The following is a 16,126-nucleotide window of genomic DNA, read 5'->3' as shown; positions in this document are numbered from 1 at the left end:
CCACCGAGGCCTGCGGCTCAGCCGAAGGCGGCACCGCGACCGAGGCCCGCGGCTCGGCCGAGGGCGGCTCCGCCACCGGGGCCTGCGGCTCGGCCAGGGGCGGCTGCACCACCGAGGCCTGCGGCTCAGCCGAAGGCGGCACCGCGACCGAGGCCCGCGGCTCGGCCGAGGACGGCTCCGCCACCGGGGCCTGCGGCTCGGCCAGCGGCGGCTGCCCCACCGGGGCCTGCGCCCCAGCCAAGGGCGGCTCCGCCACCGGGGCCTGCGCCCCAGCCAAGGGCGGCTGCACCACCGAGGCCTGCGCCCCAGCCAAGGGCGGCTGCACCACCGAGGCCTGCGCCCCAGCCAAGGGCGGCTCCGCCACGGAAGGCTCCGCGTCCGGCTCCAGTTCCGGCTGCGGCTCAGGCTCCGGAGCCGTCGGCCGCGTCCGTCGTACCGGCTGGGAGGACCAGCCCAGGTAGCCGCCGCAGTTGCCGCAGAAGTCGTCGGTCTCGCCGTTGGCCGTACCGCACGCCGGGCACGAACGCATCACGTCAGCCTCCTGTCTGTTCGGGCTCTTCGGGCGGGCCCGGCAGGACCTCCACCCGGCAGGTGAGGTGGACGGGGCACGAGGCCGTGGCGACCTCCAGGACGCGGTGGGCGTCCACCGGGGCGCCCGCGCGCACCGGCCAGACCCGGACGAGCAGTTCACCGGTGGGCGGCGGCGGGAGGGCGCCGCCCGGCTCGGCCGACCAGGTGGCGCCGCCGCCGTCCCGGACGTCCGCGTGCACACCGCAGCAGAGCCGCAGCCGCTCGACGAGACCCCGCCGGGTGCCGCGCCACCGGTGCAGCTCGACGGCGCGCGCCACGACCGCCCGGCGCAGCTCGACCGGCCACGCCGGATCGGTCTCGACGCCCACCCACGAGGCCAGCCAGGGCAGGAAGTCGGCCGGGGCCAGCGCCGGGTCGAAGTAGGCGGGCAGGTTGTCCAGGGTGGACAGGACCGGTGCCAGCACCGTGTCCAGGCCCGCCGTGAACCGCTGGGCCAGGTCGTCGTCCGCGTACAGGGCGGGCAGCAGTTCGCCGATCGGGTACCGGCTCGGCAGTCCGGGTATCGCGGCCCGTGTCATACGCCCTCACCGGCCCCGCTCGCGGTGACCACCACCTGGTGCTGGTGCGAGAAGACCAGGGCCCCCGGCGCGACGTCGACCCGGTCCACCGCCGCCCCGCGCCGGCCGGTGATCGGGTCCGCCGGGAACAGCCGGACGTCCTCCACCAGACCCGCCCCCTCCACGCTCTGGAGCACGGCGAACACCTCCCCGTACTGCACGGGCCTGCCGAACGGCCACCCCCGGCCGTCCGCCCCGCCGCGCAACGGGTCGATGTGCCGGAACAGCGCCTCCAGCGCCTGTGCCCGCACCCGGTCCACGTCGCCCGGCGCGGCCACCAGCCGGGCGACGACCGTGACGCCCTGGTAGGCGGGCGGCTCCACGATCAGCCGGGTGCCGACCAGACGCCGTTCGTCGAGCCGTTCCGTGACCGCGGCCAGCACCTGGTCCGAGGGGATCAGCTGCTCGAAGCGGAGATGGCCGTCCTCGTCGGCGACCGCGTCGGGCACCACCAGCACCCGTACCGCACCGGCCTCGCCCGCCACGGCCGGCACACACCGCACCCGGCGCAGCGACGGCGCGGCCTCCCGGGCGATGACCTCGTAGTCCTCGGCCGTCACCGCCCGTTCCTGCACCCGCAGGATGTTGGGCGCGCGCACCTTCGCGTTCTCCACGGTCTCCCCGTCGACCCCGCCGGTCGCCGCCTCGCGGTTGTTCACGCCCGCGACGTACGGCACCGAACTGCGCAGCACGGAGATCGCGCCCCGGGCGACGTTCCCCGCCGCCCCGCCGCCCGTCCGGTAGCGCGGGACGCGGAGCTGGGCGCCCTTCTCCGGCACCTCGCCGTACGCGCGCATCGTGCCGTCCGGCTCGCGCACCTCCGGCGGGAACGCGAACTCCCCGGAGACGGCGTCGATCCGGACGTGCCGGTCACCGGGCCCGGACGCGCCGAAGTGCTCGACCGGGGTCCAGATCTGCCAGCCCTCGTCCGCCGACACCTGCACGATCGGCGGCTCACCGTCCAGCAGCAGCGGCGCCCGGCTCACCGAGAACCGCTGCCCGGCGACGCCCTCCGACACCCCGAGCGGCACGTCGACGACGGTCTCCGCGTGCTCAGCCGCCGCCGTGCCGCCGACCGTGAACACCTCGGCCTCCCGGATCGTCGGCGATTCCGAGTAGAACGGCTGGCCCGGCTCCGGAGCGGTGACCCGGCAGCGCAGCCACCCCGCCCGGGTGCCCGCCACGACGGACGCGGTGTGCCCGGCCGGGACGAACACGACGACCTCGCCGGGCCGGTTCAGCCCGCCCGTGCTGTCGGTGCCCGTCGCGCACATCACCCAGCGGGCCCCGTCCCACGCCTCCCACACCAGCGGCGGCTGACGCGGGTCGACGCCCACGCCCTCCACCCGGCTGTCCAGACGGACGGCGACGATGCAGCGCGGCACGGCCGTCGGCAGCCCGAACAGCAGGGCGTCACCGGGCTCCGGCCGGTTCTGGAAGCACGGGATGTCCTTGCCCGCGCCGAGCGGCGCGGTCCGGTCCGTCTGCTCGCCCGACACCGGCGCGGTGACCAGCCGGACCAGCGAACTCGGCACGATCGGCAGGTCGTCGGCGGTGGAGAACACCACCGGCTCCTCGGCCTCCCCACGGGCGGTCGCCACCTCCGTACCGGCGGGCAGCAGCACGGTCTCCGGCTGCGGCGCGGACAGCCAGAAGTCGATCTCGGCCCGCGCCACGGTCGGCGGGAACAGCGTCACGCCGAGCAGGTCGAGGAAGGCCGCGTAGTTCTTGTCCGGCACCCGGTTCAGCCGGTAGAGCAACTGGTCGACCAGGTACGCGAACGTCTCGATCAGCGTGACCCCGGGGTCCGACACATTGTGGTCGGTCCACTCGGGGGAGCGCTGCTGGACGTACCGCTTGGCCTCGTCGACGAGCTGCTGGAAGCGCCGGTCGTCCAGATTGGGCGAAGGCAGGGCCATCAGCGCATCCCCGCTTCCTGAGAGGTCTCCGAGGCCGAGCCCTCGGACGACGGGATCGTGTAGAAGGGAAAGACGAGGTTGCGCAGGTCGTTGGTGGCCCGCACGGTGTAGTGCACGTCGATGTAGAGCGTGCCCTCCTCGATGGCGTCGAACGCGATCACCACGTCCGTCACCTCGATGCGCGGCTCCCACCGCTCCAGCGAGGTGCGGACCTCCTGCGCGATCCGCCCGGCCGTCGCCCCGTCGCCCGGCGCGAAGACGTACTCGTGGATACCGCAGCCGAACTCCGGGCGCATCGGCCGCTCGCCCGGCGCGGTGCCGAGGATCAGGCCGATCGCCTCCTCGATCTCCCGGTCCCGCTCGACCAGCGCGATCCCGCCTGTCGGTCCGACCCGCAGCGGGAAGCCCCAGCCGCGCCCGATGAATCCGCCGCCGCTCACATCGGGCCCCCGATCAGGACGTTCAGCGCACCGCTGATGATGGGCGCGCCGCAGCTGGTGTTGTCCCGCATCCGGGCGGCGGGCAGCCCGCCGATGAGCACCTGACCGGTGAGCGCGGCGGCCGGGTTGGGCATGATCACGTTGCCGGGCCCGAGCGCGGCGTGCGGCGGGACGACGCACACATGGAGGCTCCCGGTGACGGCCGCGGGCCGGCCGCCGATGAGCACGGTGGCCACGGCCACCGCACCCGGGGGCGGGGTGCCGATGAGACCGCCGTGGGCGGTGCTGTCGCCCGTGCGGGCTGCGGGGGGCATGGCCGGGGTTCTCCTTGCTGCGAAAGGGACTTCAGGGGTGCGAGAGGACGGTGGGCGGTTAGTTGATCCTGATGAGCTTGGCCTTGAGGACGGCGAGCAGTCCGCCGTCGACCGTGACCCCCGTCTTGCCGTTGACGGTCACCGAGCGGCCCTTGATGTTCACATCGCCCGTGGCCCCGGCGTCGAGCGTGATGCCCGAGGCGGACAGCGTCACCGAGCTCAACTCCCGCGTGCCGCCACGGGCTTTCACGGTCAGGGTGATCTCGCCCTTCTTCTCGTCGAGGACGACGTCGAGCCGCTTGTCGCCGGTGGCGATGCGTACGCCCGACGGCCCGCGCGGGGCGTCGAGCAGCTCCAGCCGGTTGCCCGAACGGGACACCAGGGAACGGCGGTTGACCTTCCCACTCGTCGGGTCGACCAGCGGGACGTCGTGCGGCGAGGGCTTGTCGACCCCGTTGTAGAGACCGCCGAGCACATACGGGCTGTCCAGCAGCCCCTGCTCGAACCCGACCAGCACCTCGTCGTTGACCTCGGGGCTGAACACCCCGCCGCCGCCCTGGCCGCCCCACTGCACGGTGCGGACCCAGTCGGTGACGTACGTGTCGTCGAGCCACGGGAACTTCAGCCGCACCCAGCCGCGTTGGCCCTTGCCCTCCTCGCGGATGTCGGTGACCACCCCGATCGCCAGGCCGGGCATGCGCGGGCCGCGCGAGGGGGCGTTCCCGCCGCCGGTCAGCCCCGACAGCGAACGGTCCGGCGAGGCGCTGACGATCACCGTCGTGCGGTAGCCGGTGTCCGGTTCGAGGACGTGGTGCGCGGCGGTTGCGGTGTAGCGGCCGGAGAACGCGGGTCCCACATTGCCGAGGGCCACCGGCAGACCCGCCCGCAGCTGGGGGTTCCCGTAGGCGACCGCCTCGACCTCACCGAATCCGGCGCTGACCGAGGCGGCGAGCGCACCGGCCACGGCCCGGGTCTCGGCCTGGGTGCGGTACGGGGTGTCGGCGATCGTCGTACGGGAGCCACCGGAGCCGAAGATCTGCGCCGCCGTGGACGGGCTCATGCCCGGCACGACGGTGTCGCTGCGGATGGACTGCTGCCGGGCCACCAGCCGCGTCTTGGTGTCGACGTTCCAGCCGCGCACCTCGACGCTGTCCGCCCCGTCCGCACCGGTCAGCACCGCACGCAGGGCCAGCAGGTTGTTCCCGTACTCCAGGACCATCGGGTTGCGCGAGGCGGACGTCGAGGGCGAGGGGGCGGAGGAGGCGGGGTCCGGTTTGGTGAACTGCAACAGGCCCTTGTCGTCGACCCGTACGGTCGCCCCGCTCTCGGCCGCCAGGTGCTGGAGGAACTCCCAGTCCGACACGTTCGGCTGGGTCAGCTGCTTGTACGTGATCGAAGCGGCCTCGATCCGCCCGCAGGCCAGACCGGCTCCGGTGGCGACCTTGCGGACGATGTCCGCCGTCTTCATGTTCCGGTACGCCACGACCTTCCGGCCGCGCTGGAGCCGGTGCGCCTTGGAGAACGCCCGCACGACGGTGAACGATCCGGTGGTGTCGGTGTCCAGCTCGATCGCCGTGACCTCACCGGTGAACAGCCGCTCGCGCACCCGGTCCTGCACGGTGACCACCGAGATCTTCAGCGGGGTGCCCATGCCGATGCCGGTCTTGGCGAGGAAGGTGTGGTCGGGGTCCCGGTACATCAGGACGGCGGTGTCCGGCAGGCCCACGTTCTCGTCGACCACACAGCTCACCAGCTGGGTGGCCCAGACGGCGGGCAGCTCGGCGGGCGCCTCGACGATCGGGTCGGCGGCGAAGGAGCGGCCGGGGGCGTCCTTCGCGCTCATCGGCTCTCCTCCGCCAGATGGTCTTCCCGCCCGGGCACCAGGAGTTCCCGGCCGGGCGTCAACTGCATCGGGTCGTCGATGTCGTTGGCGTACGCGATGGTCCGCCAGGCGGTGGCGTCCCCGTACTCCCGCCAGGCCAGCAGCGGCAGGCTGTCACCGGCCACGACCCGGTGGGTGCGCCGCGCCTCCTTCGAACCCGAGGTGGGGTTCTGGCCCGCCGGGTCGACGCTCGCCTCCTCGATCGACAGCGAGCAGGTGGCACGCAGCGGCTTCCCGTCCACGTCGAACAGGGTGTAGGAGACGGAGAGGTTGGAGAGCACCCCGTCGAACGAGGTCGTCTTCGACGTCCCCCAGTCGAACCGCACCCAGGGGCTGGCGGGCGTCTTGCGGGCCAGGCTGCTCGGGGTGGGGACACAGGCGGTCATCAGCTGTTCCACCGCCTTCTCCACGGAGTTGTCGTGGGTGGCGGTCGCGTCGAGGAAGACCTCCAGCGACAGGGCCCGGGGCCCGCTGCCGACGAACTCGGGCAGCGCGGACTGCCCGGCCATCCGGGACGGAGTGCGCCGCCACTCGGTGCTCTTGCTCAGCGACAGCTGCGCGGGGTTGAACTGCAACGTGAGCCGGGCGAGCGCGCCGCCGGGCTTGGCGCCGACGGTCGACGGCGGCTCCATGATGGTCAGCTGGGCACGAGCGCGGCTCGCGCGGAGAGCGGGTGACATTGCGTTCCTCCTTCCTTCGTCCTGGTCTTCGCCTCGGTCGCGGTCCCGCCGGGGGCGGTCAGGACGGCTCCAGACCCTCGTGCGCGATCTCCAAGGTCTCGATCGCCGCCTGGGAGTTGGCCGGATCGAAGGACGGCCCCTGCCAGCGCACCGGCACGATGCCGTGGACCTGCCAGCTGATGATCCGGCTGAGATCGGGGCGCAGCGCCACGATCTCGCCGTCCTTGGGCTCGACCCGCTGGATCGTCTCGTTCAGCCAGCGCGCGATCTTCATCGTGTCGGCGGTGACCGGGCGGGTCAGCGTGATGTTCGTCCAGGTGATCCGCCCCGGCAGCTGCCAGGTGAAACCGTTGTTGCCGCCCTCGGCGTACGTCTCCATCTCCACCTCGGCGCCCAGGCCCGAGCAGGTGTGGAACGCGCCCAGGTCGCTGCCGCCGATCGCGAGCTTGAAGAACACGCTCGTCGCGAAGATGTTGTCCGTCATGCGTCTCTCGTCTTCTTCTCTGCTGTCGGTCGTACGGGTCGTGCGGGGGCGGTGCGGGGCGGGCTCGGGGCAGGTGCGGGTTTCGGCGCCGGGCGGCTCGTGCCGTCAGCGGCGGCCGTCGTGCAGCCGCCCGCTGCGTTCCCGGCCCCGCCGCAGATCGGCGCGGATGAGCCGGCTCACCGGGTCGAGGAGCCGACGGGCCAGCTCCTCGATCTCCGTTCCGCTCAGCCGGTTCGCCGGGGCGGTGTCGGGAGCGTCGCCCGAGCCGGTGGCCGCCCCCGTCGCCCGGCCTGCGGGCTTCGCCGGTGCGGCCTGCACGGGAACCCCGGTGATCCCGGCGTTCGCCGCCGCCCGCTGGACCGCCTGAGCCCTGCTCTCCGGGTGCCCAGCTCCGGCGGCCTGCGCGGGCGTGCGGGGCGGCACCCGTACGGAGAGCCCCGGCGGCGCGGCGGGCGCGGCACCGTCCACGGGGGCCGGTCCGACGGCCGGCGGACCGGCGCCGTCGGGCACCACCGGCATCGCCAGCCGCTGCACGGGTACGGCGTCGGCTCCCGGCTGCGCGGCCCCGGGCGGATGCGGCCGGACGACGGGAACACGGCGCGCGCCGGGGGCGGTTGCGGACGCCGAGGCTACGGACGGTGCCGATGTCGCCGAAAGCGTCGACGGTGCTGATGGCATCCCCGGCCGGGAGGGCTGGGCGTACGGGAGTGGCGCGGCGGGTGCGGACGGAGCGGTGGCGGTGCGTTGTACGACGGGGGCGGAAGGTGCGGCAGGTGCAGCAGGAGAGGTGATGCGCTGTGCGGGGCCCGGCTGCGGAGCTGCTGATGGCGGGGGCGTGGGTTTCGTGGCCCGCCCGGACCGCCGTACGAGTCGCTGGAGCACGCCACCGGCCGGGGCGGGGCCGGATGCGTTGGTGTCGGCGGTGGCCTGCGGGGCGCGGCCGGGGTTGCCCGGGACGCCGCGCCGGTGAGCAGGGTTCGCGGTCGCGGTCGCGGAACGCTGGACCGGGGCACCCGGCACCGCACCGGAGGGCGTCGACCGCCGGGCGCTCGGCAGGTTTCCGGACCGCCCGTCGGCAGGGCCGGGCTGCGGTACGTCGCGCCGCCAGGTGGCCGCGACGACCGGGCGGGCGGTGCCGCCGCCCGCCGCGCTCGTCGTCGGCGGTGCCGAAAACCCTTCGGCGGAACCGGTGTTCACCGTCAGGCCGCGCTCGGTGAGCAGGGCCCGTGACCGCTGGACCGTGGGCGAGAGGGACAGCGACGGTGCCGTACCGCCGGAGCCCTGAGCCGTCGCCCGGTCCCGAGCGATGGGCCGGATGCGTACCGGCGGCGGGGGAGCGTCGGAGGAGGTACGGGCGTGGCCCGGGGCCGCCGCGCGCTGGACGGCGGCGGTGCCGGGCGAGGACGAGGCGGCCGCGGCGGGTGCGCTGGGCGCGGCGGAAGCCGATCGCACCGGCATCGCGGCGGGCGCGTCCGCCGGTCCAGGGGCGTGGGCCGGAACGACGGGCCCGGCACCCGGAGCCGTCGCGGACCCGTGGCCCGGGGCACGGACCGGATCGGGCCGTGTGCCCGGGGACGTCCGGTCGCCGAGCAGCGGCGCGTCGCCACCGATCCGGGCGGTCGGCGGCAGCGAGGTAAGCGGCATGCCGATCCCGCCCCGCGCCCGGGCCCGTGAACCGCCGGAAGCGTCGGGCCGGGATACAGGGGAGGGGCCGGCGGACGTCGCGCCGTCCGGGGCCGGTGCTCGCTGCACGGAGGGGGCGGGCCCCGACGGCGTGGACGGCCCGGGCATCCGGGCGGACTGTGACGGTTGGGACGGCCGAGACGGTTGCGATGGCTGGGACGGCTGAGATGTCCGGGACCGGGAGTCCGAGGACGAGGTCCGGGGGCGGGAGTCCGGCGCGGGCTGCTGCCGCGCCGACGCCTTCGCCTGCGTCGCACCGGCCGATGAGGTCGAGGGGGCCGTGGGCACCCGGGGCGTCGGGGACGGCGCGGCCGGAGGGCTCGGCGGGTCCGCTGTCTGGCGCTGGAGCACCGGCATCTCCGCCGGAGGACGAACCGTCGCGGGCGCGGACGGAACGACGCCCGCCGGACTGTCGCCGCCGACCGGCCTGGCTCCGGCGGGCAGCTCGCGCAGGGGCTTGCCCAGGGCCGGGCGCACCACCTCGGCGGCGGGCGGGCCGGATCCGCGGTCAGGGGACGGGGGTTCCGGAGCCGTACGGTCCGGACCGCTCCGGCGCTCGGACACGGCCCGCTGGACGGCGGCAGGGGCAGCCGCAGCCGAAGCCGGAGCGGAAGAAGCAGCCGGAGAGGCGGCAGGGCCGGAGGGCGCGACGGGTGCGGCGGGCGGGAGCCCGGCGATCTGCCGCAGCGGCATCGCCGGACGCCGGGCGACGATCAGCGGCGGGGCGATCCGCTGCGGACGCACGGCCGCGGGCCGGGCCCGATACCCGGAGTCCGGCCCGGTGCCGGTCGCGGCATGCCGCGAGGACGGCGAACCCGTGACGGTGTACGGGTCGCCCCCGAGAGCCGCCCGCGAGGAAGCCCCGGAACCGGAACCGGAGCCCGAGGAATCGGCACCCGGAGATGGAGATACGGACGAGCCGGACGAGGCCGTGGAGCCGGACGGGCCGGAAGAACGCGACTGTCCCGAAGACCCCAGCCGTCCCGAAGACCCCGAAGACCCCGAAGACCCCAGCCGTCCCGAAGACCCCGAAGGTCCTGAGGACTTCGACGAACCGGAAGCCTCCGACCGACCAGCGGCCCCCGACCGGCCGGCCGACCCCGACGGGTCCGGTGAACCCGACGACGACCGGCTCGCGGTGGACGGGGCAGCCCCGGCCGACCGCTGGACCGACGGCGACCCAGGACCCGGCTTCCCCGGCCCCGAACCCGACGCCGTACCCGTACCGCCGCTAGTCCTGCTGCCCGTGCCCGTGCCCGTGCCCGCGCTCCGGCCCTTGCCCGCAGCCCGGTTCGCCGAGGCGGACGGCAGGTCCGGCGTGGGCTCGGCGGGCTCGTCGGCGTCCTGGGGCCGGACCGCACGCAGGAGCAGCGGTCCGCCCGGGGACGCGGTCCGGGCGCTGCCCGGACGGGCGACGCCGTGGATGAGGCCGACCGGGGCCGACGGCAGGACGGAGTGGCCGAGTTCGCCGCCGAGGGCCGGGTTCTGCCAGGAGGCCAGCCGGGACCGGAACCGCAGCCCGTCGCTCACGCCGATCGAGGACCGGGCGACGGTCACCGACGGCGGGGCCACCCGCCGCCAGCCGCCGTCCCAGCCACCCCCACCGCCGTCGCCCTCGCCGGAGGCCGGGGCGGGGTCAGGGGAAACGGAAGCAGCGCCGGAGGCAGGGGCGGAGGCGGGTACGGCGGTGCCGCCCGCGTCCCGGGCCGCGTCCCCGCCGTTCTCCCGCGCGGGTGCGCCGGGCCGTTGCCGGTCCGTCCGGCGCAGCCAGTCGCCGAGCCCCACACGATCACCCGCCTTCGTTGACGCGGGTGTTGATCCGCGCTATCTCCCGTACCCACTGCTGACGTTCGCCGTGGGTGAGGTCGAGAATGTCCTCACGCTGCCAATGGAAGTGGTAGGCGACGTACGCGATCTCCTCCCGCAGCCGGGGAAGCGCGTACGTCACGATTCCCCCAGGCGCCCACCCGAGAGGTCCACCTCGAACGACCCGTGGCACAGCGGGCAGGTCACCGCGGCGTGCGTGTGGCCCTCGCTGTTGATCCGCCGGTAGAAGTCCTGGAGGAACGCCACGTCGGTCGCGTACATCCGCTCGACGATCCCGGCGTGCACATCGGTGATCGGGCCGAGCTGGGTGATCACCTGGCTGAGCAGCACCACGGACAGATACGCCGGGTTCTCCTTCACCCGCAGATCGATCTGCGGACGCAGTTCGTCCCGGGCCGTCGCCAGCCGCATGGTGCCGCTCCGGTGCACCTGGCCCTCGTCGTCGACGTACCCGCGCGGCAGCTCGAAGGCGAACTCCGTCTGCAGCGTGTCCCGTTCCCGCGGACGGGAGGGGGCGGGCGCGGGCGCCGCGGTCTCCTCGCGTGCGGCGGGCGCGGCGGCGAGGGTGTCGAGGACTTCTTCGAGGCCCGCGCCCGGCGTGACGGTCCGGCGCCTCATTCGACCACGATCTCCTCGAAGGTGATGGTCACCGTCTCGGTCGCCGCGCTGGACTCGCCGGCCTTGAGCGAGGGGCCCTCCCACTTGGAGGCCCAGCCCTGCATCAGCTGGATGCGGCGGACGGTCTCACCGGTCGAGTCCTTGATCTCGATCGTGAGGTTCTGCCGTGCGGTGTCCACGGCCCCGTTGTTGAGGGTCTCCTTGATCCAGGTGGTGAACTCGCTGCTCTTGTCGAGCCCGCGGGTGATCGTCACCTCGCCCGCCTGACGGGCGCCCGGCTGCTTGCGGATGATCTGCTTGCCCTCGGCGGTCACCTGACGGACCTCGACGACTTCTTCCTCGACGGTCATGCCGCTGATCTCCTGGATGGACTCCACGAGATAGCCGCCGAGCTGAACGCCGAAGACGTGGGTGGAAAGAGCGTCGCCCTCTGCCATGACTGTGTGTCACCTGTTCTGATTGAAAGGGAAGTTAAGGGGTGTGGGAGGACCGCGAGGCCACGGTCACTCGTCGACGAGGCTGGTGCTGTCCGAGAACTGCGAGAGACGGAAGATCACGAACTCCGCGGGCTTCACCGGGGCCACCCCGATCTCGCAGACGACCTGACCGAGGTCGATCGACTCCTGCGGGTTGTTGCTCCGGTCGCACCGGACGTAGAACGCCTCCTCGGCCGTACGGCCGAACAGTGCGCCGCGGCGCCACTCCTCGGTGAGGAAGGCGGTGACGTTGCGCCGGATGCTCGACCAGAGACGGTCGTCGTTCGGCTCGAACACCACCCACTGGGTGCCCAGAAGAATGGACTCCTCCAGGTAGTTGAAGAGGCGGCGCACGTTCAGGTAGCGCCAGGCCGGGTCGGAGGAGAGGGTGCGCGCGCCCCAGATGCGGATGCCGCGGCCGGGGAAGGCGCGGACACAGTTCACGCCGATCGGGTTGAGGAGGTCCTGCTCGCCCTTGCTGAGGCGGATCTCCAGGTCCACCGCGCCGCGGATGACCTCGTTGGCGGGGGCCTTGTGCACGCCGCGCTCGCCGTCGCTGCGCGCCCAGACGCCGGCCACGTGACCGCTCGGCGGGACCAGGGAGTTGCGGCCGCTCGCCGGGTCGAAGACCTTGACCCACGGGTAGTAGAGGGTCGCGTAGCGCGAGTCGTAGCCGGCGTCCTCGTTGCGCCAGGTGCGGACGCGCTGGGCGTTCATGCCCGGCGGGGTGTCGAGGACGGCGACCCGGTCGCCCATCTGCTCGCAGTGCGAGATGACCGCCAGCTGCACGGTCTTGACGCCCTCGGCGTCGATGTCGCCGCGCTGGAAGGCGCTCATCAGGTCCGGGACGGCGACCATCGTGATCTCGTCGATCGCTTCGAGACCGGCGAACCCGGTACGGGCGGAGGCGTCGCCCACGTACTCGGAGGCGTCGATCCGGGCCACACCGGAGCCGGTGCCGGGTGCGCCCGCGGGGGCGAGGGCCACGGTCTGCTTCTCGGGGCGGCTCTGGGCCGTGCCGGGCTGCTCGGTGACCTGGACGAACTTGGAGTCGCGGGTCTGGGTGACCAGATAGCCCTTGACGTTCTTGCGGGTGGATACGTCGTACGTCTCCACGGCCTTGCCGCCCTGGCGCACCAGCAGCCGGAAGCGGTCCTCCGGCGGGTTCTCGCCCTCGGCGTCGGCGATCTCCACGGAGAGGCCGTCGCCCGTGCCGGGCTTGGCCTCGACCAGGAACCCGCCGAGCGCGACGGCGGCGGGGGCCGGGGCGACCGCGCCCTGCGCCGTACCCTCCGAGCCCTGCGCGGGGCCGCCGATGCGCACGATGTAGGCCGCGCCGCCGCCGTTGGCGAAGAAGCCGTACACGGCGTGCGTGAGATAGGTGTCGGCGGTGAAGGTGCCGAACGTCTGGACGTACTGGTCCCAGTTGGTCACCAGCGTCGGCTGGTGGAAGGGGCCCGTTTCGGCGAAGCCGACGAAGGCTGCGACCGCGGTGCCGACTCCTTCGATGGGCCGTGCTCCGGACTGCACCTCCTCCACGTAAACACCGGGGGTGAGGTACGACGGCATGCTCGCTCCTTCTGGACGGTCACTCGATCACTGTCCAGTCTTTACCGGCCGGCCGGGCGGAGAGTAGGCCCCAGAGTCCTGGACGCGGGGCAAGGAGACTGCCTTTCCGGGCCCTCGTACCCGGGGGAACGCTGCCCTTGGCGGGCCGGCCGGAACGGTCTCCCTAATCGCGGTCGCCGACGCGCATTCCACCGGCGACATGAAGAGAAGGAGAACAGCGCGTTACGGAACAGCCCGAAGCGGCGGTCCCTGCCGGGGGATTGGGCGAAAGGGCGGACGGCGCGCCGGGGATCCGATGTGTTTGGTATCTCTTTTTCTCGGTAAACGCCGGAAGGCCGGCAGACGTCCGGGGGTGCCGGGGAAACGCACCGTGGTGACGCGATTCAGCCAGAATGCGCCGAGAAGGTGGGCGAATCCGGCCGGGCGCGGAGGGCGGAAGCGGGCCCGGAGAGGCTCCGAACGGGCATCCGCCACCCGCCCCTGAACCGTCAGAACCGTTCCTGAGCAGGCCCGTTCGTGCCCGCGGCCACCGGGAGCGGATATTCTTCCGATGCCGTCGCCGCCGCGGGCGACCGAACTGGTATAGACCTCTGGCGTATCCAGGAGGATGAATCCGCCATCACCCGGCACGCCGGGTTTCCTCTCGGCCGGTTTTCTGCTGTTGTCTCGTCGACAGGCGAAGCAGATCGCTCGGCGTCGCTGTCTCTATCGTGCGAGATCGCTCAGCACGCCACTGACATTCAGAACCTGATGGCATCCGGAAGCCTGTGTTCCGGTGGCCGGAGTGCCGGGCTTGGCACAGGTGACGGAAGCGGTGACGGTGGCGTTCTCCGGAACCTGAATGGGGGTGACCCAGTGATAGTCCTGGTTGCGGAAGGTTTCCAGCGCGATGGTCGTGATCTTGCGCTCTCCGAAGGAGATCGTCACGACGCCTTCGTCACCCTGGAAGTTCGCCACCACGATGTCGGTGACGCCGAACACCTTCCCGGCCGGAACCTTGTAGGCCCGCTCCTCCGTGGCCCCCGCCCGGGTCTCCACGTCGATGGTCTCGGAGGCCTGCTGTCCGCCGCCGATCCCGCCACCGCCGTTGCCGCCGCCTCCGCCGGAACCGCCCGGCCCGGAGCCGCCCGTACCGGGGCCCGTTCCGTCCGGACCGGCCCCCTGCCCCTGGCCACCGGACGGGTTGTCCGCACCGCCCGGCGGGGTCGACCCCTGTTCCTTGCCGCGTTCGGTCTCCTCCTGCGCGGCCTTGGTCCCGGCCTGCTTGGCCGTGCTCTGCACCGCGGGCCGCACCAGGGCGAACCACGCGAGCAGCAGGGCCAGCAGCGCCGCCAGCACGATCAGCAGCCACTTGGGCAGCACCGGTATCTGGGCGAACTCCCCGGGCAGCGGCTCGGATCCACCGGGCAGCTCCTCCTCGGCCTCGCCCTCGGCGCCCTCGGTCGCCGTGACCTCGAACGGCCAGGTGACGGGCTCGCCGAACCAGATCAGCTTCCGGGCCCGGACCTTCAGCCGGACCTCCGCCGACTCGCCCGGCTCCAGCCGCTTCTTGTCCGGCGTGAACGCCAGACGCAGATCCTCGCCCGCCTGCTTGGCCGCGAGGGACACGTCGACCGGGGTGTTCCCCTTGTTCTGCACGGCGGTACGGAAACGGGCGCCCAGCCAGCCCCGGCGGCGGCGCGGTTCCAGCTCCGTGCGGAGCTCGTGGAAGGGCTCCACGGTCACCGTGGACTCCGGAACCACCACCGACTCGGGCCGCTCCGCGGGCAGCACCCGTACGGCCAGGGGGGTTTCGCCCGCCCGGACCTCGTGGGAGCGCGGCGGGGCGAAGGTGAGGGTCACCGTCTCGGAGGTGCCCGGGTACAGCGACACACGCGCCGGCTCGACCGTGCTCCAGGCGGCACAGTCGCCGACCACTTCGAGTGTGTAGGCCTCGACGATGTCGCCGTCGTTGCGCACGGTCAGGGTGGTCGTCGCGGTACCGCCAGGCGACACCGTCACCGTGCGGCTTTCGAGTTCGGCAGATGTGGTCACTCTGCGACGGTAGGCCGCCCGCACCGCCCAGCAGCAGAGACGCGAGGGCAACAAGCGGGCAGGGGTGGTGCCCCGCGGGCCCACCGGCACGGTGTCCCCGCGCCCCCACCGCGCGCCCGCGCGCCCTGCCCCGGCCGGCGGAGGCGATACGAGGACCAGCAGGCAGCACCAGCAGGCATATCGGGCTGAAGTACCTGAGGAAGACGGGCACGGAACGATGACGACGATCACGGACACGACGAACAGCACGGCGAGCAGCACGATGAACAGCACGGCGGGCGGCACGGCGACGCGCGGGCACTACCGCAGGCCCGACGCGTCGGACCGCCGCACGGCCGCCTCCGGGGGAGCACCCGGCGGCAGGGTCTCCGTGGCGGTGTACGCGGAGGACCTGATCCTGCAGACCGGCATGATCCACCAACTGCGTGTGCGACCCGAGATAGAACTGCTGCCGGAGGACGAGGCCGACCGCGCACAGGTCTCCCTGGTCGTGGTGGACATGGTGGACGAGCCCACCGTCCAGCTCCTCCACCGCCTCCAACGCAACACCTCCACCCGCACCGGACTGGTCGTGGGCTTCTTCGAGTCGGGCGCCCTCCAGACCATGATCGAGTGCGGGGTGGCCGCCGTCCTCCGCCGCGGCGAGGCCGACCAGGACCGGCTCGTCCACCTGGTGCGGGCGATGGCCAACGGCGAGGGCGTGCTCCCGGGCGATCTGCTCGGCAAGCTCCTCGACCACGTCAGCTCCCTCCAGCGGACGGTCCTCGACCCGCGCGGGCTCACGCTCTCCACGCTCACCGCGCGGGAGGCGGAGATGATCCGGCTGGTCTCGGAGGGCTGCGACACCGCGGAGATCGCGCAGAAGACCTCGTACTCCGAACGCACCGTCAAGAACGTGCTGCACGAGGTCGCGACCCGCCTCGAACTGCGCAACCGCGCCCACGCTGTGGGCTATGCGATGCGGCACGGGCTGATCTGAGGGGCGCATGCCGGGGGCGTGCTGGGGTGCTGAGGCGCTGAAGCACAGAGGTGCTGAGGTACAGAGGTGCTGA

General features: G+C 73.2%; 14 protein-coding genes and 1 pseudogene. 2 read left to right on the top strand and 13 right to left on the bottom strand.

The features are described 5' to 3' along the window. Positions 1-461, top strand: a pseudogene (locus G3I54_RS00675) (hypothetical protein); the annotation flags it as partial. A 72-nt stretch (positions 462-533) separates the two neighbouring features. On the opposite strand, the gene G3I54_RS00670 reads toward G3I54_RS00675, so the two are convergent. The 13 genes from G3I54_RS00670 to G3I54_RS00615 all read right to left on the bottom strand — a co-directional run bounded on the left by G3I54_RS00670 (position 534) and on the right by G3I54_RS00615 (position 15,041). Continuing rightward, a complete protein-coding gene (locus tag G3I54_RS00670) occupies positions 534-1,109 on the bottom strand; it encodes a phage tail protein I (RefSeq protein WP_164609977.1) in 576 nt (191 codons plus the stop codon). After that, positions 1,106-3,067 (bottom strand): putative baseplate assembly protein, encoded by a 1,962-nt coding sequence (locus G3I54_RS00665; RefSeq protein WP_164609975.1) that lies wholly within the window; start codon positions 3,065-3,067, stop codon positions 1,106-1,108. Before G3I54_RS00665 ends, G3I54_RS00670 begins: the two co-directional genes overlap by 4 nt. After that, positions 3,067-3,507 carry a GPW/gp25 family protein gene (locus tag G3I54_RS00660; protein WP_164609973.1) on the bottom strand — a complete coding sequence of 147 codons (441 nt, stop codon included), beginning with the start codon at positions 3,505-3,507 and terminating at the stop codon, positions 3,067-3,069. The genes G3I54_RS00665 and G3I54_RS00660 overlap by 1 nt, the downstream gene beginning before the upstream one ends. Next, complete coding sequence (locus tag G3I54_RS00655; RefSeq protein WP_012378964.1) at positions 3,504-3,821, bottom strand: PAAR domain-containing protein; 318 nt, start codon at positions 3,819-3,821, stop codon at positions 3,504-3,506. The genes G3I54_RS00660 and G3I54_RS00655 overlap by 4 nt, the downstream gene beginning before the upstream one ends. A 58-nt stretch (positions 3,822-3,879) precedes the next feature. Continuing rightward, positions 3,880-5,664: a VgrG-related protein gene (locus G3I54_RS00650; RefSeq protein ID WP_164609970.1), complete on the bottom strand. Its 1,785-nt coding sequence runs from the start codon at positions 5,662-5,664 to the stop codon at positions 3,880-3,882. Further along, positions 5,661-6,383: a LysM peptidoglycan-binding domain-containing protein gene (locus G3I54_RS00645; protein ID WP_164609968.1), complete on the bottom strand. Its 723-nt coding sequence runs from the start codon at positions 6,381-6,383 to the stop codon at positions 5,661-5,663. Before G3I54_RS00645 ends, G3I54_RS00650 begins: the two co-directional genes overlap by 4 nt. Positions 6,384-6,441: 58 nt before the next feature. Further along, entirely contained in the window at positions 6,442-6,867 is a 426-nt protein-coding gene (locus G3I54_RS00640; protein WP_030079082.1) for a phage tail protein, read from the bottom strand. 105 nt (positions 6,868-6,972) lie between these two features. Further along, a complete protein-coding gene (locus tag G3I54_RS39205) occupies positions 6,973-8,511 on the bottom strand; it encodes a hypothetical protein (RefSeq protein ID WP_239144163.1) in 1,539 nt (512 codons plus the stop codon). A 1,828-nt stretch (positions 8,512-10,339) separates the two neighbouring features. Beyond that, complete coding sequence (locus G3I54_RS38815; protein WP_003966147.1) at positions 10,340-10,498, bottom strand: DUF6760 family protein; 159 nt, start codon at positions 10,496-10,498, stop codon at positions 10,340-10,342. Beyond that, on the bottom strand, positions 10,495-10,995 hold the full coding sequence (locus G3I54_RS00630) for a hypothetical protein (protein WP_164609964.1): 501 nt from the start codon (positions 10,993-10,995) through the stop codon (positions 10,495-10,497). The genes G3I54_RS38815 and G3I54_RS00630 overlap by 4 nt, the downstream gene beginning before the upstream one ends. Then, the gene (locus G3I54_RS00625) at positions 10,992-11,432 is read right to left on the bottom strand and encodes a phage tail protein (RefSeq protein WP_007457189.1); all 441 of its coding nucleotides are present in this window, start codon (positions 11,430-11,432) and stop codon (positions 10,992-10,994) included. Before G3I54_RS00625 ends, G3I54_RS00630 begins: the two co-directional genes overlap by 4 nt. 66 nt (positions 11,433-11,498) lie before the next feature. Then, complete coding sequence (locus tag G3I54_RS00620) at positions 11,499-13,040, bottom strand: phage tail sheath family protein (protein WP_164609962.1); 1,542 nt, start codon at positions 13,038-13,040, stop codon at positions 11,499-11,501. A 705-nt stretch (positions 13,041-13,745) separates the two neighbouring features. Next, the gene (locus tag G3I54_RS00615) at positions 13,746-15,041 is read right to left on the bottom strand and encodes a hydrolytic protein (protein WP_164609996.1); all 1,296 of its coding nucleotides are present in this window, start codon (positions 15,039-15,041) and stop codon (positions 13,746-13,748) included. A 250-nt stretch (positions 15,042-15,291) separates the two neighbouring features. On the opposite strand from G3I54_RS00615, the gene G3I54_RS00610 reads away from it, so the two are divergent. Next, complete coding sequence (locus G3I54_RS00610) at positions 15,292-16,053, top strand: LuxR C-terminal-related transcriptional regulator (RefSeq protein ID WP_239144162.1); 762 nt, start codon at positions 15,292-15,294, stop codon at positions 16,051-16,053. The last annotated feature ends 73 nt before the right edge of the window (positions 16,054-16,126 follow it).

The sequence above is a fragment of the Streptomyces sp. SID14515 genome (assembly GCF_010548505.1).
GTDB classification, from domain to species: domain Bacteria; phylum Actinomycetota; class Actinomycetes; order Streptomycetales; family Streptomycetaceae; genus Streptomyces; species Streptomyces caviscabies.
The sequence above is the reverse complement of the archived record's forward strand: the minus strand, read 5'-3'. Positions and strand labels throughout refer to the sequence as shown.